This window comes from Pseudomonas sp. R15(2017) (assembly GCF_002112685.1).
Classification (GTDB): domain Bacteria; phylum Pseudomonadota; class Gammaproteobacteria; order Pseudomonadales; family Pseudomonadaceae; genus Aquipseudomonas; species Aquipseudomonas glycinae.
This window is the reverse complement of the sequence record NZ_NEII01000009.1, coordinates 247,420-266,813: the sequence shown is the minus strand read 5'-3', so window position 1 is coordinate 266,813 and position 19,394 is coordinate 247,420. Positions and strand designations below refer to the sequence as shown.

The following is a 19,394-nucleotide window of genomic DNA, read 5'->3' as shown; positions in this document are numbered from 1 at the left end:
CTTGTCCGCTCAAGTCATCGCGATTGACGCAATGGGCGGGGACTTCGGTCCCCGCAGCATTGTTCAGGCCAGCCTCGCTTGCCTTTCTGCTACACCCTCGCTGCACCTGACCCTCGTCGGTCAACCCTCCCTTCTTGAAGAATTGATCACCGGCCAGTCGGCTGCCGATCGCGCACGTCTGACGATTGTTCCGGCGTCCGAAGTCATCACCATGGACGAAAAACCTGCCCAGGCCCTGCGTGGCAAGCCGGACTCGTCGATGCGTGTTGCCCTTGAGTTGCTGCGTGATGGAAAGGTCCAGGCTTGTGTCAGTGCCGGCAACACCGGTGCCTTGATGGCTCTGTCGCGATTTGTGCTCAAGACCCTGCCGGGGATTGATCGTCCGGCCATGGTCGCTGCGATTCCTACTCAGAAAGGCTATTGCCAGTTGCTGGATCTGGGCGCCAACGTCGATTGCAGTGCCGAGCATCTGTTGCAGTTTGCTGTGATGGGATCCGTGGCGGCTCAGACGCTGGGCATTGCCCGTCCGCGCGTTGCGCTGCTGAATATCGGCACTGAAGACATCAAGGGTAATCAGCAGGTCAAGCTGGCTGCGACGTTATTGCAGGCTGCGCGGGGCATTAATTACATCGGCTTTATCGAAGGCGATGGCTTGTATCGCGGTGAGGCCGATGTGGTGGTTTGCGACGGTTTCGTCGGCAATATCCTGCTCAAGTCCAGCGAAGGCCTGGCGACCATGATCGCTGCCCGCATCGAGGCCCTGTTCAAGAAAAACCTCGCCTCCCGCGCTGTCGGTGCACTGGCGCTGCCATTGATGAAGCGTCTGCAGGCAGATCTGGCGCCGGCGCGACATAACGGCGCAAGCTTCCTCGGCTTGCAGGGCATTGTCGTGAAAAGTCACGGTTCGGCCGGGGTTCAGGGGTTTCAGAGTGCCATTCAGCGAGCGCTGATCGAGATACAGGAGAATCTTCCCGAGCGCCTGCACGGCCGTCTGGAGGATTTGTTGTCTTAGGCGTTTTCGTCGGACAATGCTTAAATGTGACCGCCCGGTTCAAAGGGCCATCCAACTGTCAGTTTCTTGCGTCCCTCTAGCGGGATGCCATTTTTCCGACGACAAGATCATTAGGGGCTTGTTACATGTCTGCTTCCCTCGCATTCGTCTTTCCAGGACAGGGTTCGCAGTCCCTCGGCATGCTGGCCGAGCTGGGCGCGCAACATCCACTGATCCTCGAAACTTTCAAAGAAGCATCCGATGCTCTGGGCTATGACCTTTGGGCGCTGACCCAGCAGGGCCCGGAAGAGCTGCTCAATCAAACCGACAAAACCCAACCGGCCATTCTGACCGCTTCGATCGCCCTGTGGCGTTTGTGGCTGGCGGAAGGCGGCGCGCGTCCGGCCTTTGTTGCCGGCCACAGCCTGGGTGAATACAGCGCGCTGGTCGCTGCGGGCAGCCTGAGCCTGGCTGACGCGGTAAAACTCGTCGAGCGCCGTGGCCAGTTGATGCAGGAAGCCGTTCCGGCCGGGCAGGGCGGCATGGCTGCCATCCTCGGTCTGGAAGATGCTGACGTGCTGGCAGCTTGTGCTGAAGCCGCGCAGGGTGAAGTGGTCAGTGCGGTGAACTTCAACTCCCCGGGCCAAGTGGTGATCGCCGGTGCCAAGGCGGCCGTTGAGCGCGCCATTGAAGGCTGCAAGGCTCGTGGCGCCAAGCGTGCCATGCCGCTGCCGGTCAGCGTGCCGTCGCACTGCGAGCTGATGCGTCCGGCCGCCGAGCGCTTCGCCGAGTCCATTGCTGCCATCGACTGGCAGGCGCCGCAGATCCCTGTGGTACAGAACGTCAGCGCCCAGGTGCCGGCGGATCTGGAAACCCTCAAGCGTGATCTGCTGGAGCAACTCTACAAGCCGGTTCGCTGGGTAGAGTCCGTACAGACCCTGGCCGCCAAAGGCGCGACCAACCTGGTCGAGTGCGGTCCTGGCAAAGTGCTGGCTGGTCTGAACAAACGTTGCGCCGAAGGCGTTTCGACTTCCAACCTCAATACCCCAGACGCTTTCGCTGCTGCCCGTGCAGCGGCTGTCTGAATCAGGAGAAGCTTGCATGAGTCTGCAAGGTAAAGTTGCACTGGTCACCGGCGCGAGCCGTGGCATCGGCCAGGCTATCGCACTGGAACTGGGTCGTCAGGGCGCCATCGTTGTTGGCACCGCGACTTCCGCTTCGGGCGCCGAGCGCATTGCTGCGACCCTGAAGGAAAACGGCATTCAGGGCGCAGGTTTCGAATTGAACGTCACCAGCGACGAATCGGTTACGAAGGTGCTGGCAAGCATTCAGGAGCAATTCGGTGCTCCGGTAGCGATTCTGGTCAACAATGCCGGCATCACCCGCGATAATCTGATGATGCGCATGAAAGACGACGAGTGGTACGACGTGATCGATACCAACCTGAACAGTCTGTATCGCCTGTCCAAGGGCGTTCTGCGCGGCATGACCAAGGCGCGTTGGGGCCGAATTATCAGTATTGGCTCGGTGGTGGGTGCCATGGGCAACGCTGGCCAAGTAAACTATGCAGCCGCCAAGGCCGGTCTGGAAGGTTTCAGCCGTGCCATGGCGCGTGAAGTCGGTTCGCGTTCGATTACGGTCAACTCGGTAACCCCAGGGTTCATCGACACCGATATGACTCGCGAGCTGCCTGAAGCACAGCGTGAAGCCTTGCAGACGCAGATTCCGCTGGGCCGTCTGGGACAAGCTCAAGAGATCGCGTCTGTGGTCGCTTTTCTTGCGTCCGACGGTGCGGCATACGTGACCGGGGCTACAATCCCGGTTAACGGCGGGATGTACATGTAATTCAAATGTGACGGATTGCTTCAAAAAAATGTCATACGAGCTGTCTAAAATCCGTTATAAAGCTGCAATCTATTTATAGGCAGAGGGCCGCAGGGTTTGAGGAGTGAAGCTTTCAGTTGAAAAGCTGAAAAGTCTTTCTATACACTTACCCACCGGCCAGCTGCCTGAATTTGTCCATTAGGAGTGAAAACAAGGTATGAGCACCATCGAAGAGCGCGTCAAGAAAATCGTTGCCGAGCAACTGGGTGTTAAAGAAGAAGAAGTGGTAAACACTGCTTCCTTCGTAGAAGACCTGGGTGCCGACTCCCTTGACACCGTTGAGCTGGTGATGGCTCTGGAAGAGGAATTCGAGACCGAAATCCCTGACGAAGAAGCTGAGAAGATCACTACTGTAGAAGCTGCAATCAAATACGTTACTAGCCACCAGGCGTAATAGTTTGTAATCGTTGCTTGCTGTCATGGAAAAACCGCACTGCCATCATGGCGTGCGGTTTTTTCTTTAGGCCTGATGCAAAGTCGTCATATGAAAAAGGAGAGTGCTGTGTCGCGTAGACGCGTCGTAGTCACCGGTATGGGTATGTTGTCGCCACTGGGCACGGATGTGCCGAGCAGTTGGCAGGGCATTCTGGCTGGCCGCAGTGGCATTGGTCTGATCGAACACACCGACCTTTCTGCCTATTCCACCCGCTTTGGCGGCTCGGTAAAGGGCTTCAATGTCGAGGAATACCTGTCGGTCAAGGAAGCGCGCAAGCTCGACCTGTTCATTCAGTATGGTCTGGCGGCCGGCTTTCAAGCCGTACGCAATGCCGGTCTGGAAGTCACCGATGCCAACCGTGAACGCATCGGCGTAGCCATGGGTTCGGGTATCGGCGGTCTGACCAACATCGAAGAAACCAGCCGCACCCTGCACGAGACCGGCCCGCGCCGGATTTCTCCGTTCTTTGTGCCTGGCTCGATCATCAATATGATTTCCGGTTTCCTGTCCATCCATCTGGGTGCACAGGGTCCTAACTACGCCATCGCCACAGCGTGTACCACCGGTACGCACTGCATCGGCATGGCGGCGCGCAACATCATGTACGACGAAGCCGACGTGATGATTGCCGGCGGTGCCGAGATGGCCGCGTGCGGTCTGGGCATGGGCGGCTTCGGCGCTTCCCGTGCGCTGTCGACCCGCAACGACGAGCCGACTCGCGCCAGCCGCCCTTGGGACAAGGGCCGTGACGGCTTCGTGCTGTCCGACGGCGCCGGCGCCCTGGTGCTTGAAGAGCTCGAGCACGCCAAGGCCCGTGGCGCGACCATCTACGCCGAGCTGATCGGCTTCGGCACCAGTGGCGACGCCTTCCACATGACTTCGCCACCCGCTGACGGCGCCGGTGCTGCACGCTGCATCACCAACGCGCTGCGCGATGCGAAGATCAACGTCGATCAAGTGCAATACATCAACGCCCACGGCACGTCGACCCCGGCCGGCGACCTCGCCGAAGCCAACGCGATCAAGTCGGTGTTCGGTAATCACGCTTACAAGCTGGCAGTCAGCTCCACCAAGTCCATGACCGGTCACCTGCTCGGTGCCGCAGGCGCGGTCGAGGCGATCTTCAGCGTGCTGGCGATCAACAGCCAGGTGGCGCCGCCGACCATCAACCTTGATGAGCCGGACGAAGGCTGCGACCTCGATTTCGTGCCGCATACCGCGCGCAACATGGACATCGATGTCGTGCTGTCCAACTCGTTCGGATTTGGCGGCACCAACGGTACGTTGGCGTTCCGTCGGTTCGCCGGCTGATGGACTGCTGGGTCGACGGTCTGCCGGCTGACGCTCTGTCGCTGAAAGATCGCGGCCTGGCTTACGGCGACGGTCTGTTCGAAACCATCGCCGTGCGAGGTGGCCAGCCGTTGCTGCTGGATCGGCATCTGACGCGTCTGGCCGACGGCTGTATGCGTCTGGCCATTGCGACGGACGTCGAGCTGATTCGCCATGAGCTGCAATCCTATGCTGCCGCGATGGGCGAGGGCGTGCTCAAACTCATCCTCACCCGTGGCGACGGATTGCGCGGTTATGCGCCGGATCCTTCGGCGCAGGGTCGGCGCATTCTGCAAGGCAATCCTCCCGCCGCTTACCCGGCTGCCCACGCCGAGCAGGGCATTCGCCTTTTCCCGTGCAGCACGCGTTTGTCGATTCAGCCGTTGCTTGCCGGGCTCAAACACCTCAATCGACTGGAGCAGGTCATTGCCCGCGCCGAATGGCAGGACAGTGAGCATGCCGAAGGATTGATGCTCGACCGGGCCGGTCGGGTAATCGAAGGTGTGTTCAGCAATCTGTTCCTGGTGCGTGACGGTGCGCTGATCACGGCGGACCTGAAACGCTGCGGCGTGGCCGGCGTGATGCGCGCAGAAATATTGTTTCAGGCCGAGTCCCTGGGCATCCCCGTGCAAATCACCGACATCCCCCTCGAACAGCTGCAATGGGCTGATGAAGTCTTTGTCTGCAACAGCGTGTATGGCGTCTGGCCGGTACGCGCCTGTGCTGCTCTGAGCTGGCCGGTTGGCCCGCTCACCCGTAAACTGCAAACCATTGCCCGCGCGCTACTGGATGCCTGATTCGTGAGACGTAAACTTTTGCTGCTGCTGGAAACCGGACTGGTTCTGGCAGGGCTGCTGTTGGGCGCCAGCGCCTGGAAGATTCATTCGGCACTGGAGCAGCCCCTGAACATCACGCAGGAAGAACTGCTGGATGTGCCCAAGGGATCCACCCCGACCCGTACTTTTCTTGGACTTGAAGCCGATGGCGTCATCAAGGACGCGTTCTGGCTGCGGGTCTATTGGCGTTTCAATCTGGCCGGTACGCCGATTCACAGTGGTGAATACCGCATGCAGCCGGGCATGACCGTCAACGGCCTGATTGACCTCTGGAAGCGCGGCGATGTGGTTCAGTACAGCCTGACCCTGGTCGAGGGCTGGAATTTCCATCAAGTGCGCGCAGCGCTGGCCAAGGATGAAAAGATCGAGCAGACCCTCAATGGTCTGAGTGACAGCGAGGTCATGGCCAGAATCGGTCACAAGGGCCTGTTCCCTGAAGGCCGCTTCTTCCCTGACACCTACCGCTTCGTGCGCGGTGTGACCGATACCGAACTGCTGAAAAAGGCCTTCGACCGCCTCGACGAAGTGCTGGCCAAGGAGTGGGAAAAACGCTCCGCCGACGTGCCTTACACCGAGCCCTATCAGGCCCTGATCATGGCGTCGTTGGTAGAAAAGGAAACCGGCGTGCCTCAGGAGCGTGGGCAGATTGCCGGCGTCTTCGTGCGGCGTATGGCGCTGGGCATGCAGTTGCAGACCGATCCGACGGTGATCTACGGCCTGGGCGACCGCTACACCGGCAAACTGACCCGCGCCCATCTCAAGGAAGCCACGCCTTACAACACGTACATGATTCCGGGGCTGCCGCCGACGCCGATCGCCATGGTCGGACGTGAAGCCATTCACGCCGCACTCAATCCGGTGGATGGCACCAGCCTCTACTTCGTTGCCCGGGGCGATGGCAGCCACGTGTTCTCCGATGATCTGGACGCGCACAACAACGCGGTGCGCGAGTACCAGCTCAAGCGCCGCGCGGATTATCGCTCGAGCCCGGCGCCGACGAACGCGCCCGAGGCCGCTCCGGCAGCCGGGGAGGCGATTCCTGCCGCCTCACCCGATACCGCACCGGAATCGTCGCCGCAGCCGCCTGCTCAAGCGCCTGCGCCGACGCAGGAACCGGAAGCCTCCGGTCCCCAAAACACGCAATGACTTTGATTAAGGACTGCCTGTGACTGGCTTGTTTATTACCCTGGAAGGCCCGGAAGGCGCCGGCAAAAGCACCAACCGCGAATACCTCGCCGAGCGCCTGCGCGCCGCCGGTATCGAAGTGGTGCTGACCCGCGAGCCCGGCGGTACGCCGCTGGCCGAGCGCATTCGTGAGGTGTTGCTGGCCCCGGTCGACGAAGTGATGAACCCGGACACCGAGCTGCTGCTGGTGTTCGCCGCCCGTGCCCAGCATCTGGCTGAAGTCATTCGCCCGGCGCTGGCCCGTGGTGCGGTGGTGCTGTGTGACCGTTTCACCGATTCGACTTATGCCTATCAGGGCGGTGGTCGCGGCTTGTCGCTGGAGCGCATCGCGGCGCTGGAGACTTTCGTGCAGGGCGACCTGCGTCCCGACCTGACGCTGATTTTCGATCTGCCGGTGGAAATCGGCCTGGCTCGCGCCAGCGCTCGGGGTCGTCTGGATCGTTTCGAGCTGGAAGGGCGGGCGTTTTTCGAGGCCGTGCGCAGTGCATTCCTCAAGCGAGCCGAAGCTGATCCGGCGCGTTACGTGCGGATCGACGCCGGTCAGCCGTTGGCCAAGGTTCAACAATCGCTGGATACCCTGATTCCGAACTTGCTGGAGCTGAGCCGTGGCTGAGGCCTATCCGTGGCAGGACAGCCTCTGGCAGCAACTGGCCGGTCGCGCTCAGCACGCTCACGCGTATCTGCTGCACGGGCCGGCCGGGATCGGCAAGCGCGCGCTGGCCGAGCGGCTGATGGCCAGCCTGCTGTGCCAGCGTCCAACGCCTGAAGCCTGCGGCGAGTGCAAATCCTGCTTGCTGCTCAAGGCCGGCAGCCACCCGGACAATTACATCCTCGAGCCCGAAGAAGCGGACAAGGCGATCAAGGTCGACCAGGTGCGCGATCTGGTCAGTTTCGTGGTGCAGACCGCGCAACTGGGCGGTCGCAAGGTGGTGCTGATCGAGCCGGTGGAGTCGATGAACATCAACGCCGCCAACGCTTTGCTCAAGAGCCTGGAAGAGCCGTCCGGCGATACCGTGCTGTTGCTGGTCAGCCACCAGCCGAGCCGGTTGTTGCCGACCATCAAGAGCCGCTGCGTGCAGCAGGCCTGTCCGCTGCCTAGCGAATCCATGAGCCTGCAATGGCTGGCTCAGGCACTGCCGGAATGTTCCGAAGACGAACGTGTCGAACTGTTGACCCTGGCCGCCGGCTCGCCGTTGGCCGCTGTCACGTTGCAGGGGCAGGGCGTGCGCGAGCAGCGCGCGCAGGTGGTGGAAGGCGTGAAGAAGCTGCTCAAGCAGCAGCAATCGCCGACGCAACTGGCCGAGGAGTGGAAAAGCATTCCGATGCTGCGTCTGTTCGACTGGTTCTGCGACTGGTCGAGCCTGATCCTGCGCTACCAATTGACTCAGGATGAAGCAGGCCTCGGCCTGACCGACATGCGCAAGGTCGTGCAGTATCTGGCGCAGAAAAGTGCCCAGGCTAAAGTGCTCGATATTCAGGACTGGATTCTCGCCCAGCGCCAGAAAGTCCTGAGCAAGGCCAACCTCAATCCGGCGTTACTGCTGGAAGCATTGCTGGTGCAATGGGCGAGCTTGCCTGGTCAAAGATAAGAATGTGTACCTAGACTCTGAAGATCAGCAGTGGAGGTCAACATGAATGAACCTGTCAGTCCGGGGCCGCGCAACGGCATTTTGTCCCTGACCATCAAGGACAAGTCGGTCCTTTACGCCGCCTACATGCCGTTCATCAAGAACGGCGGCCTGTTCATCCCGACCAACAAGAGCTACAGGTTGGGCGACGAGGTGTTCATGCTGCTGAATCTGATGGACGAGGCAGAGAAGATTCCGGTGGCCGGCAAAGTGGCCTGGATCACCCCCAAAGGCGCCCAGGGCAATCGCGCAGCCGGAGTCGGCGTGCAATTCAATGATGGCGACAACACCGCGCGCAGTCGCATCGAAACTCATCTGGCCGGAGCGCTGAAATCCGACCGTCCCACTCATACGATGTAAGTTGCAGTCCTTTTTATGCTCGTAGATTCCCATTGTCACCTTGATCGCCTCGACCTCGCCGTTCACGACGGTTCCCTGGATGCCGCGCTGGATGCGGCCCGTCAGCGCGGAGTCGGGCACTTCCTGTGCATCGGCGTCAGCGCCGACAACGCGGCCGATGTCAAAGCCCTGGCCGAGCGTTACGACGACGTCGATTGTTCGGTCGGCGTGCATCCGCTGGATGTGCAGCCGGGCGCGGCGCCGGCGCTGGACTGGCTGCTGCACGAGCTCAATCACCCGAAAGTGGTGGCGATCGGCGAAACCGGTCTGGACTACCACTACGAGCCGGAAGCGGCAGAGCTGCAGCAGGAATCGTTCCGTCTGCACCTGCAAGCCGCGCAGCAGACCGGCAAACCGGTGATCATCCACACCCGTGGCGCCCGTGCCGACACGCTCGAGCTGTTGCGCGAAGCCGCGTTGCCCCAGGCCGGCGTGCTGCATTGCTTCACCGAAGACTGGGACATGGCCAAGGCAGCGCTGGACATGGGTTATTACATTTCCCTGTCGGGCATTGTCACCTTCCGCAATGCCGATGCGCTGCGCGATGTGGCGAGCAAGGTTCCGGCCGATCGCCTGCTGGTGGAAACCGATTCGCCTTACCTGGCGCCGATCCCGTATCGCGGCAAACCGAACCTGCCGCAATACGTGCGGGAAGTGGCAGAGTTTCTGGCGATGCTGCGCGGCGAGAACTACGAGCGCTTTGCCGAGCAGACCACCGAGAACTTCAAGCGACTGTTCCCGCTGGCGAATGTAAAAGCCTGAATCGCAGGCAAAAAAAACCCGGGTTCTGGGGGGTGAATCCGGGTTAAGACCATTAGGAGTAAAACAAAGGCACGCGGTCCCTTGGTACCTTTACCGGCGCGACACTTGGGGGAGATGTCGCCCGACAGTTCAAGTATTGATCAGTCTGGCGCCGAGTCCAGTTGGCCGGCCGGGGTTTTTAAACAAATTTGGAATACGTTCGCTTCGGTTATGTTCTCATTCCCCCCGAAACGTTCGTGAAATGAACAAGAAACACAGATATGGTCGGATGATCCGTGCATTTTTGCGCAAGTTAGGCATAATACGCGGCTTCGAATTTTGACCCCTACAGACCTTTTCTTATGCACAAAGAACCTCGTAAGGTCCGTGAGTTTCGTCGCCGCGAGCAAGAAATTCTCGATACCGCGCTCAAGCTGTTCCTCGAACAAGGTGAAGACAGTGTCACCGTCGAGATGATTGCTGATGCCGTGGGTATCGGCAAAGGCACGATCTACAAGCACTTCAAGTCCAAGGCCGAAATCTATCTGCGCCTGATGCTCGATTACGAGCGCGACTTGAACGAGCTGTTGCATTCGGCCGATGTCGACAAGGACAAGGAAGCGCTGTCCCGTGCCTACTTTGAATTCCGCATGCGCGACCCGCAGCGCTATCGCCTGTTCGATCGCCTGGAAGAGAAGGTGGTCAAGGGTAATCAGGTGCCTGAGATGGTCGAGGAGCTGCACAAGATCCGTGCCTCGAACTTCGAACGCCTGACGCTGCTCATCAAGGGCCGCATCAGCGAAGGCAAGCTCGAAGACGTGCCGCCATACTTCCACTACTGCGCATCCTGGGCGCTGGTGCATGGCGCGGTGGCGCTGTATCACTCGCCGTTCTGGAGCAACGTGCTGGAGGATCAGGAAGGTTTCTTCCAGTTCCTGATGGACATCGGCGTGCGCATGGGCAACAAGCGCAAGCGCGATCCTGAAACGCCAAGCAGCTGAATCATTCAGTTGCCTTATGCGCCGTGTTTTTCGCTACATGGCGCAGTACCGCAGGAATATACTCAGGCATAGGGCTTGCTAAAACTTGAATTGTGAGTCAAGTTTTAGCCGCTCGATTTTCCATCGCCGGAGTGCTTCATGATCGTTGACCGTCAAGGCAGGCGTTTTCGCAATTTGCGGATCAGTCTGACTTCAGCCTGCAATTACGCCTGTACCTACTGCGTGCCCAACGGCAAGCGGTTGGTGGCTGCGCAGGATGAACTGTCGGCCGAGGCCATGGCACGTGGCGTGGCTTATCTGATCGAAGCCGCCGGCATCGAGCGCCTGCGCATCACTGGTGGCGAGCCGCTGGTCAGCCCCAAACTCGAATCGTTCATGAGCGCCGTCGGCAGGATGGGCCTGGAAGACATCAGCCTGACCACCAACGGTCAACTTCTGGCGAAAAAACTTCCGCTGCTGGTCGATGCCGGCCTGCGACGCCTCAACGTTTCCCTCGATACCCTGGACGCCGGCGCGTTCCGCAGCATTGCCCGTGGCGGCGATCTGGCCACCGTGCTGGATGGCATGGATCAGGCGGCAGCGGCGGGGATGAAGATCAAGGTCAACATGGTGCCGTTGCGCGGGCAAAACCTCGACCAAGTGATGCCGCTGCTCGATTACTGCCTCGAGCGCGGCTTTGAGCTGCGCTTCATCGAGCTGATGCGCATGGGCCACCTGGCCACCGATTCCAACGCCTTCCTGCAACAGTTCGTCAGCCTGCAACAGCTGCTGAGCCTGATCGGTGAACATTACGAGTACGCGCAAACCGACGCGCCAGTGGACGCCACGGCGGTTCGCTATGCGATTCCCGGTCTGGGCAACTTCGGCGTGATCGCCAACGAAAGTGTGCCGTTCTGCCGAACCTGCTCGCGCCTGCGCCTGTCGTCCACCGGATGGCTGCATGGCTGCCTGTCGTCGAGCAACCGCCACTACGTCGGTGACCTGCTCGACAAACCACGTCACGAGGCGCTGCCGGCGTTGCAACGGCTGCTGGTCAAGGCGCTGGGCGACAAGCAGGAAGTCGCGTTCTCCGGCGGCGCGACCGTCATGAAGATCATCGGCGGCTGAGCCCGGTTTAGCCACAAAGTCTTATTTCAAAGCGGATACCTGCACATTTCCAAGGACTGGCGCAAAAGCTGCATCCTACGGCCATTCGCCGGTTTTCCGTCACCGGCTTCTGGAGGATTAGGATGCGTAGCCTGGTTTTGCTGCTGGCCGTTTTGGCGCTGGGCGGCTGTATGACTGTCAGTGACATGGCCGAAGGGACTCGCTACCAGATGAGCGACGCTGGGCTGCTGGATCACAGCGACAGCCGTCGCGTAAACAATTTCCGCATTCAGCCGGATTCGTTTATCTACATCGCACAAGGCTCGTTCGCGCCGCCGGGTGGTTCTTACCCGCGTCCCAACGTCGTCGCCGAAGAGGCCTTCAAAGGCTTCGTCGAATACTTCCCGATGGTCCGCCGCGCCCGCGCGCCGGAAGGCCTCGACCAGGCAATGGGCGAAGCCCGCGACGCCGGCGCCCACTACCTGCTGTACACCCGTTTCGCCAAGGCTGACGACCGCATCGGCAACTCCGATGAGTGGCTGGATCAGGAAGCCGTGGATCGCCTCGGTATCGACGGCGGCGTGATTCAGATCATGTTGATCGAGACCAGCACCCAGTATTTGATTGATACTGCACGGATCAAGAGTCGTGGCGGTTTACTGACGTTCCACGACAACAAGCCCGAAGACCTGATCGGCCCACCGCTTGCGCAGTACGCGCGCAGCCTGCTGGGCGTCGGGGACCAGTAATTCAAGGAGTACGCCATGAGTGGCCCGCAAAAAGCCAATGACCTGCTGGGGCAAATCCCCAAAACCAAAGGCTTGCCGCCGGTGCACTTGTGGAACCCGGATTTCTGCGGCGATATCGACATGCGCATCGCCCGCGACGGCACCTGGTACTACCTGGGCACGCCGATCGGGCGCAAGCCGATGGTCAAGCTGTTCTCCACCATCATCCGCCGCGACGGCGATGATTACTTTCTGATTACTCCAGTGGAGAAAGTCGGAATCAAGGTCGATGACGCGCCATTTGTGGCGATTGCCGTCGAGGTGGAAGGCGAGGGTGAGGCGCAAGTGCTGCGCTTTACCACCAATGTCGATGAAATCACCGAGGCCGGCGCGGAACATCCGATCCGCGTCGAGATCGATCCGACAACGCAAGAACCTGCCCCTTACGTGCATGTGCGCACCAACCTCGAAGCGCTGATCCACCGCAACGTGTTCTACCAATTGGTGGAGCTGGCAGTCAGCCATGAAATCGATGGGCAGCGTTGGCTGGGCGTCTGGAGTGGCGGCGAGTTCTTCCGCATCGGCCTCGAACCTTAAGACAAACCGCAGTCTGTGAAAGCAGGCTGCGGTTTTTTGTCGTTGACTCTCAATCGTATGATGATTAGCGTAGGCACCCACAGCGAACGGCTTCGGGGTGTCCATGTCGAGCAGTTTTCACGCATCAACGGTTGACTGGCTGGGCGCCTGGATTGCTGCCGGCCAGGTGAAACCGGGGCAGGCAATCAAGGTCGAGGCCGATCTGGGCGAGCAGCTCGGGGTCAGTCGCACCGTGATCCGCGAAGCCATCAAGACTCTGGTCGCCAAAGGCATGCTCGAAGTCGGGCCGAAAGTCGGTACGCGAGTGCTGCCGATCAAGCGCTGGAACCTGTTCGATCCGCAAGTCGTGGGCTGGCTGTCGCGCAGCGGCCTGCCGGAAAACTTCGTCGATGACCTGCTCGACCTGCGCCGCACCATCGAACCGATGGCGGTGCGCTGGGCCTGCGAGCGGGCGACCGTCGAACAGGTGCAAGCCGTGCGGCAGGCCTACAACGCGCTGGAACGGGCGGTCGACAGCGGCATCGATTACAACCGCGCCGACCAGTTCTTCCACGAATGCATTCTCGCCGCCAGCCACAATCAATTCATCGAGCAAATGGTGCCGGCCCTCGGCGCGCTGCTTGCCGTGTCCTTCGAAGTGTCCGCAGCCGACCCCGACGAATTGCGCCGCACCTTGCCTATTCACAAAGACATGGCCGACGCCATCGCCGCACGGGATGCCGCGCGCGGGGTGTGGGCCTGCATGACCCTGATCGACAATGCCGACCTGGCCATCAAGCGGTTCTACCCGCAGGTGATGGCCGACAAGAAAGCCAGCTGACAAAAACAACAAGACAGGAGGTTGCATGACGTGGACTGCGGTGACAGAGCATCGGGCGCAACTGGGCGAGAGCCCGTTCTGGGACGCACCGACCCAGGCACTGTACTGGGTCGACATTGCCGGCAGGCAGGCGCTGCGGCTGATCGGGCAGAACGTGCAGATCTGGCAGATGCCGGAGCACGTCTCGGCGTTCATTCCCTGCGCCAGCGGCGACGCACTTGTGACCCTGAGCAGCGGCGTCTACCGGCTCGATCTCGATTCCCCCGGACTCGAGCCGCGACTGACGCTGTTCTGCGTCGCCGATCCGCAACCGGGCAATCGCGCCAACGAAGCACGTTGTGATGGCCAAGGCCGTTTGTGGCTCGGCACCATGCAAAACAACATTGGCGAGCGGGGCGAGGATCTGCCGATTATCCGTCGTTCCGGCGGGCTGTTCCGGATTGATCCGGATAAAAGGGTCACACCCTTGTTACGGGGGCTGGGCATTCCCAACACGCTGCTCTGGAGCGACGACGGCACCACGCTGCTGTTCGGCGACAGCCTCGACAGCACCTTGTACCGCTATTTCATTCACACCGACGGCAACCTCGACACTGCCCAGCCTTGGTACAGCGCCGATCAGCACGGTGGCCCGGACGGTTCGGCGATGGACGCCGAAGGCTACGTGTGGAACGCCCGCTGGGACGGCAGCTGCCTGCTGCGCCTTACACCGGATGGCCAGATCGACCGCAGGATCGAGCTGCCGATCAGCCGCCCGACCAGTTGCGTGTTCGGCGGTGCCGACCTGAAAACCCTGTACATCACCAGCGCTAAAAGTCCGCTGAATCACCCGCTGGACGGCGCCCTTCTGTCTTTGCGAGTGGACGTCGCCGGAAAGCTCTGTACGCGATTCGCTGGTTAAATCCCAAAATATGGGATGCAAAATTATATATTGAGATTATTTGGCGGTCGGGTTTATAGTCGGCTCCAGCAGTAACACGCACTCACACTTAAAAAGAACAAAACAGGTGAAGTGATGCAGCGAATTTTCATCGCACTCCACAGCGGAGTCAGCGCTTCGGGCCGTTTCGGTACTGCGGCGTGCGCGCGCCTGTTTTGTTCCACAAGCCTTCCAGACCGGACATCGTCAGATGCCCGGTTTTTTTATGCTTTCGAACAGGAGTCCTGATTCATGGCTGAACCTCTGTCCCTGCCACCGGTGCCCGAGCCACCGAAAGGCGAGCGCCTGAAAAACAAGGTCGTGCTGCTGACCGGCGCTGCCCAAGGCATCGGCGAAGCAATCGTCGCGACCTTCGCCTCGCAACAGGCCAAACTGGTGATCAGCGATATCCAGGCCGAAAAGGTCGAGAAAGTCGCCGCCCACTGGCGCGAGCAGGGCGCCGATGTGCAGGCGATCAAGGCCGACGTCTCGCGTCAGCAGGATCTGCACGCCATGGCCAAACTGGCCATCGAGCTGCACGGTCGCATCGATGTGCTGGTCAACTGCGCCGGTGTCAACGTGTTCCGCGATCCGCTGGAAATGACCGAAGAAGACTGGAAACGCTGCTTCGCCATCGACCTCGACGGCGCCTGGTATGGCTGCAAGGCCGTGCTGCCGCAGATGATCGAACAGGGTATCGGCAGCATCATCAACATCGCCTCGACCCATTCGACGAACATCATTCCCGGCTGCTTCCCGTACCCGGTGGCCAAGCATGGCCTGCTCGGGCTGACCCGCGCGCTGGGCATCGAGTACGCGCCGAAAGGCATTCGCGTCAACGCCATCGCCCCGGGCTACATCGAAACTCAGCTCAACGTCGATTACTGGAACGGCTTCGCCGACCCGCACGCCGAACGTCAGCGCGCCTTCGATCTGCACCCACCGAAACGCATCGGCCAACCGATCGAAGTGGCAATGACTGCTGTATTCCTGGCCAGTGATGAAGCGCCGTTCATCAACGCCTCGTGCATCACTATCGATGGTGGTCGCTCGGTCATGTACCACGACTGACAAAAGCGGGTTTCAGGTGGAAAGGTACGCCTGAAATCCAATCATCATACGATATGACTATTGTCGTCATGATTAGCAGGAAACGCTTCGACCGCTTTAACGTTTTTCAAATAACGCTCAAGAAAAATAACAAGGAGTCTGCTTATGAAACGTCGTTTCGGGATTCGTACCCTGTGCAGTACCGCGCTGGCGGTCACTGCGTTCAGCCTGAGCAGTGCCCTGCTGGCCGCCGATCCGGTGAAGATCGGGTTTCTGGTCAAGCAGGCCGAAGAGCCGTGGTTCCAGACTGAATGGGCCTTCGCCGAGAAAGCTGCCAAGGACAAAGGCTTCGAGCTGATCAAGATCGCCGTGCCGGACGGCGAGAAAACCCTATCCGCTATCGACAGCCTTGCGGCCAACGGCGCCAAGGGCTTCGTCATCTGCCCGCCGGACGTGTCGCTCGGCCCGGCGATCATGGCCAAGGCCAAACTCAATGACCTGAAAGTGATTGCCGTCGACGACCGCTTCGTCGACGCCAATGGCAAGTTCATGGAAGACGTGCCGTACCTCGGCATGGCCGCGTTCGAAGTCGGCCAGAAGCAGGGCGCCGCTATGGCCGCCGAGGCGAAAAAGCGTAACTGGGACTGGAAAGACACCTACGCGGTGGTCAACACCTACAACGAACTCGACACCGGCAAGAAGCGCACCGACGGCTCGATGAAGGCCCTCGAAGATGCCGGCATGCCGAAAGAGCACATTCTGACCGCCGCTCTGAAAACCCTCGACGTACCGGGCAGCATGGACGCCACCAACTCGGCGCTGGTCAAGCTGCCGAGTGCGGCGAAGAACCTGATCATCGGCGGCATGAACGACAACACTGTGCTGGGCGGCGTGCGCGCCACTGAAGCCGCCGGTTTTGCCGCGGCCAACGTGATCGGCATCGGCATCAACGGCACCGACGCCATCGGCGAGCTGAAAAAGCCCAACAGCGGCTTCTACGGTTCGATGCTGCCGAGCCCGCACATTGAAGGCTACAAGACCGCCGAGATGATGTACGAGTGGGTCACCACCGGCAAGGAACCGCCGAAGTACACCGCAATGGACGACGTCACCCTGATCACCCGCGACAACTTCAAGCAGGAGCTGGAGAAGATCGGCCTGTGGAACTGACGGCAGCGGCGGCCCGGCCAGCCGGGCCGCTTGAACGGTGTGATGAGGTGGCTTAAATGCACGCGCAAGTACAGACACAAGAACACAGCGCCAGCGGCAGCCTGCGTTTCAACGGGATCGGCAAGACCTTCCCGGGCGTGAAGGCGCTGGACGGCATCAGTTTCGTCGCTCACCCCGGACAGGTTCACGCCTTGATGGGCGAGAACGGCGCCGGCAAATCGACCCTGCTGAAGATCCTCGGCGGTGCCTACATCCCGAGCAGCGGCGAGCTGCAGATCGGCGAGCGGATGATGGCGTTCAAGTCCACTGCCGACAGCATCGGCAGCGGCGTGGCGGTGATTCACCAGGAGCTGCATCTGGTGCCGGAAATGACTGTGGCCGAGAACCTGTTTCTCGGTCATCTGCCGGCCAGTTTCGGCTTGATCAATCGTGGTGCGCTGCGCCAGCAAGCCTTGGCTTGCCTTAAAGGCCTGGCCGATGAAATCGACCCGCAGACCAAGGTCGGACGCTTGTCCCTCGGCCAGCGGCAACTGGTGGAAATCGCCAAGGCGTTGTCCCGTGGCGCGCATGTGATTGCCTTTGACGAACCGACCAGCAGCCTCTCGGCGCGGGAAATCGACCGCTTGATGGCGATCATCGGCCGACTGCGCGACGAGGGCAAAGTCGTGCTCTACGTCTCCCATCGCATGGAAGAAGTGTTCCGCATCTGCGACGCGGTGACGGTGTTCAAGGACGGTCGCTACGTGCGCACCTTCGACGACATGAGCCAGTTGACCCACGATCAACTGGTGACCTGCATGGTCGGGCGCGACATTCAGGACATTTACGATTATCGCGGTCGCCCGCGCGGTGCCGTGGCGCTGAGAGTCGATGGCTTGCTCGGCCCGGGCCTGCGCGAGCCGATCAGTTTCGATGCGCACAAGGGCGAAATTCTGGGCCTGTTCGGGCTGGTCGGGGCAGGGCGCACGGAGCTGTTCCGGCTGCTCAGCGGTCTGGAGCGCAACACCGCCGGACGCCTGGAATTGCGCGGCCATGAACTGAAGCTGCGTTCGCCCCGCGATGCGATTGCCGCCGGGATTCTGCTGTGCCCGGAGGATCGCAAGAAGGAAGGCATCATTCCGCTTGCCAGTGTCGCCGAGAACATCAACATCAGTGCGCGCGGTGCGCATTCCGGGCTCGGTTGCCTGCTGCGCGGGATCTGGGAAAAGGGCAACGCCGAGAAACAGATCAAGGCCCTGAAAGTGAAAACGCCCCACGCCGGGCAACAGATCAAGTTCCTGTCCGGCGGCAATCAGCAGAAAGCCATTCTCGGCCGCTGGCTGTCGATGCCGATGAAAGTCCTGCTGCTCGACGAACCGACCCGGGGCATCGACATCGGCGCCAAGGCCGAGATCTACCAGATCATCCATAACCTGGCGGCCGACGGTATTTCGGTGATCGTGGTGTCCAGCGATCTGATGGAAGTGATGGGCATTTCCGACCGCATTCTGGTGCTGTGCGAGGGCGCCTTGCGTGGCGAAGTCAGCCGCGACCAGGCTAACGAATCCAACCTGCTGCAACTGGCTTTGCCGCGCCACCGCGCTGACGGCGTGGCGAACTGAGAGGTGACTATGATGACAACCCAAAACGAAACCCTGCCGACCGAGCGCAAACCTCTGGATATGCGGCGCTTCCTCGACGACTGGGTGATGCTGCTGGCGGCGGTGGGCATTTTTGTCGCCTGCACCCTGCTGATCGACAACTTCCTTTCGCCGCTGAACATGCGTGGCCTGGGTCTGGCGATCTCCACTACCGGGATCGCCGCGTGCACCATGTTGTATTGCCTGGCGTCGGGGCATTTCGACTTGTCGGTAGGCTCGGTAATCGCCTGCGCCGGGGTGGTGGCGGCGGTGGTGATGCGCGACACCAACAGCGTGTTTCTTGGTGTCAGCGCTGCGCTGGTGATGGGCCTGATCGTCGGTTTGATCAACGGCATCGTGATCGCCAAGTTGCGGGTCAACGCGTTGATCACGACGCTGGCGACCATGCAGATCGTCCGTGGCCTGGCTTACATCTTTGCCAACGGCAAAGCGGTGGGCGTATCGCAGGAATCGTTCTTCGTGTTCGGCAACGGTCAGTTGTTCGGTGTGCCGGTGCCGATCCTGATCACTATCGTCTGCTTCCTGTTTTTCGGTTGGCTGCTGAACTACACGACCTACGGGCGCAACACCATGGCCATCGGCGGAAACCAGGAGGCGGCGTTGCTGGCGGGGGTGAATGTCGATCGCACGAAGATCATCATCTTCGCGGTGCATGGGGTGATTGGGGCACTGGCGGGGGTGATTCTGGCGTCGCGGATGACTTCGGGTCAGCCGATGATTGGCCAGGGTTTTGAGCTGACGGTGATTTCGGCCTGCGTGCTGGGCGGGGTGTCGCTGAGTGGCGGGATCGGGATGATCCGGCATGTGATTGCCGGGGTCTTGATTCTGGCGATTATCGAGAATGCGATGAACCTGAAGAATATCGACACGTTTTATCAGTATGTGATTCGTGGGTCGATTCTGCTGTTGGCTGTGGTTATCGACCGTCTCAAGCAACGCTAAGATCAAGAGCTC

21 protein-coding genes are annotated in these 19,394 nt (G+C 60.5%); all 21 read left to right on the top strand.

The features are described 5' to 3' along the window. Nucleotide 1: 1 nt before the first annotated feature. The 21 genes from plsX to araH all read left to right on the top strand — a co-directional run bounded on the left by plsX (nucleotide 2) and on the right by araH (nucleotide 19,382). Complete coding sequence (gene plsX, locus CAF77_RS19865) at nucleotides 2–1,012, top strand: phosphate acyltransferase PlsX (protein ID WP_074688106.1); 1,011 nt, start codon at nucleotides 2–4, stop codon at nucleotides 1,010–1,012. A gap of 125 nt (nucleotides 1,013–1,137) precedes the next feature. Further along, nucleotides 1,138–2,076: an ACP S-malonyltransferase gene (gene fabD, locus CAF77_RS19860; RefSeq protein ID WP_007950787.1), complete on the top strand. Its 939-nt coding sequence runs from the start codon at nucleotides 1,138–1,140 to the stop codon at nucleotides 2,074–2,076. Between the two features lie 16 nt (nucleotides 2,077–2,092). Beyond that, nucleotides 2,093–2,836: a 3-oxoacyl-ACP reductase FabG gene (gene fabG / locus CAF77_RS19855; RefSeq protein ID WP_007950790.1), complete on the top strand. Its 744-nt coding sequence runs from the start codon at nucleotides 2,093–2,095 to the stop codon at nucleotides 2,834–2,836. Nucleotides 2,837–3,032: 196 nt separating this feature from the next. After that, nucleotides 3,033–3,269, top strand: a complete 237-nt coding sequence (acpP, locus tag CAF77_RS19850; RefSeq protein ID WP_085655166.1) for an acyl carrier protein — start codon at nucleotides 3,033–3,035, stop codon at nucleotides 3,267–3,269. A gap of 108 nt (nucleotides 3,270–3,377) precedes the next feature. Further along, the gene (gene fabF, locus CAF77_RS19845; RefSeq protein ID WP_085655165.1) at nucleotides 3,378–4,622 is read left to right on the top strand and encodes a beta-ketoacyl-ACP synthase II; all 1,245 of its coding nucleotides are present in this window, start codon (nucleotides 3,378–3,380) and stop codon (nucleotides 4,620–4,622) included. Continuing rightward, nucleotides 4,622–5,437 (top strand): aminodeoxychorismate lyase, encoded by an 816-nt coding sequence (gene pabC / locus CAF77_RS19840; protein ID WP_085655164.1) that lies wholly within the window; start codon nucleotides 4,622–4,624, stop codon nucleotides 5,435–5,437. Before fabF ends, pabC begins: the two co-directional genes overlap by 1 nt. 3 nt (nucleotides 5,438–5,440) lie before the next feature. Beyond that, entirely contained in the window at nucleotides 5,441–6,622 is a 1,182-nt protein-coding gene (mltG, locus tag CAF77_RS19835; RefSeq protein ID WP_085655163.1) for an endolytic transglycosylase MltG, read from the top strand. A gap of 19 nt (nucleotides 6,623–6,641) precedes the next feature. Further along, complete coding sequence (gene tmk / locus CAF77_RS19830; RefSeq protein WP_064383482.1) at nucleotides 6,642–7,274, top strand: dTMP kinase; 633 nt, start codon at nucleotides 6,642–6,644, stop codon at nucleotides 7,272–7,274. Next, on the top strand, nucleotides 7,267–8,250 hold the full coding sequence (locus CAF77_RS19825) for a DNA polymerase III subunit delta' (RefSeq protein WP_064383479.1): 984 nt from the start codon (nucleotides 7,267–7,269) through the stop codon (nucleotides 8,248–8,250). The genes tmk and CAF77_RS19825 overlap by 8 nt, the downstream gene beginning before the upstream one ends. Before the next feature lie 42 nt (nucleotides 8,251–8,292). Next, complete coding sequence (locus CAF77_RS19820) at nucleotides 8,293–8,649, top strand: PilZ domain-containing protein (RefSeq protein ID WP_007908272.1); 357 nt, start codon at nucleotides 8,293–8,295, stop codon at nucleotides 8,647–8,649. A 15-nt stretch (nucleotides 8,650–8,664) separates the two neighbouring features. Continuing rightward, nucleotides 8,665–9,450, top strand: coding sequence for a TatD family hydrolase (locus CAF77_RS19815; protein WP_064383477.1), 786 nt, complete (start codon nucleotides 8,665–8,667; stop codon nucleotides 9,448–9,450). Between the two features lie 341 nt (nucleotides 9,451–9,791). Then, nucleotides 9,792–10,430, top strand: a complete 639-nt coding sequence (locus CAF77_RS19810) for a TetR/AcrR family transcriptional regulator (RefSeq protein WP_007950805.1) — start codon at nucleotides 9,792–9,794, stop codon at nucleotides 10,428–10,430. Nucleotides 10,431–10,568: 138 nt separating this feature from the next. Then, nucleotides 10,569–11,537: a GTP 3',8-cyclase MoaA gene (locus CAF77_RS19805; RefSeq protein ID WP_064383475.1), complete on the top strand. Its 969-nt coding sequence runs from the start codon at nucleotides 10,569–10,571 to the stop codon at nucleotides 11,535–11,537. Between the two features lie 122 nt (nucleotides 11,538–11,659). After that, the gene (locus CAF77_RS19800) at nucleotides 11,660–12,265 is read left to right on the top strand and encodes a DUF4823 domain-containing protein (protein WP_007950810.1); all 606 of its coding nucleotides are present in this window, start codon (nucleotides 11,660–11,662) and stop codon (nucleotides 12,263–12,265) included. 15 nt (nucleotides 12,266–12,280) lie between these two features. Beyond that, complete coding sequence (locus CAF77_RS19795) at nucleotides 12,281–12,841, top strand: DUF1285 domain-containing protein (protein WP_064383474.1); 561 nt, start codon at nucleotides 12,281–12,283, stop codon at nucleotides 12,839–12,841. Nucleotides 12,842–12,944: 103 nt separating this feature from the next. Next, a complete protein-coding gene (locus CAF77_RS19790; RefSeq protein ID WP_064383471.1) occupies nucleotides 12,945–13,661 on the top strand; it encodes a FadR/GntR family transcriptional regulator in 717 nt (238 codons plus the stop codon). Nucleotides 13,662–13,686: 25 nt separating this feature from the next. Next, the gene (locus tag CAF77_RS19785; protein WP_064383469.1) at nucleotides 13,687–14,562 is read left to right on the top strand and encodes an SMP-30/gluconolactonase/LRE family protein; all 876 of its coding nucleotides are present in this window, start codon (nucleotides 13,687–13,689) and stop codon (nucleotides 14,560–14,562) included. A 270-nt stretch (nucleotides 14,563–14,832) separates the two neighbouring features. Next, nucleotides 14,833–15,651, top strand: coding sequence for an SDR family oxidoreductase (locus CAF77_RS19780; RefSeq protein ID WP_011335425.1), 819 nt, complete (start codon nucleotides 14,833–14,835; stop codon nucleotides 15,649–15,651). A gap of 144 nt (nucleotides 15,652–15,795) precedes the next feature. Beyond that, nucleotides 15,796–16,800 (top strand): substrate-binding domain-containing protein, encoded by a 1,005-nt coding sequence (locus CAF77_RS19775; protein WP_064383467.1) that lies wholly within the window; start codon nucleotides 15,796–15,798, stop codon nucleotides 16,798–16,800. 56 nt (nucleotides 16,801–16,856) lie between these two features. Next, nucleotides 16,857–18,401, top strand: a complete 1,545-nt coding sequence (gene araG / locus CAF77_RS19770) for an L-arabinose ABC transporter ATP-binding protein AraG (RefSeq protein WP_064383464.1) — start codon at nucleotides 16,857–16,859, stop codon at nucleotides 18,399–18,401. A 12-nt stretch (nucleotides 18,402–18,413) separates the two neighbouring features. Next, nucleotides 18,414–19,382, top strand: coding sequence for an L-arabinose ABC transporter permease AraH (gene araH, locus CAF77_RS19765; protein ID WP_011335422.1), 969 nt, complete (start codon nucleotides 18,414–18,416; stop codon nucleotides 19,380–19,382). Nucleotides 19,383–19,394: the final 12 nt, after the last annotated feature.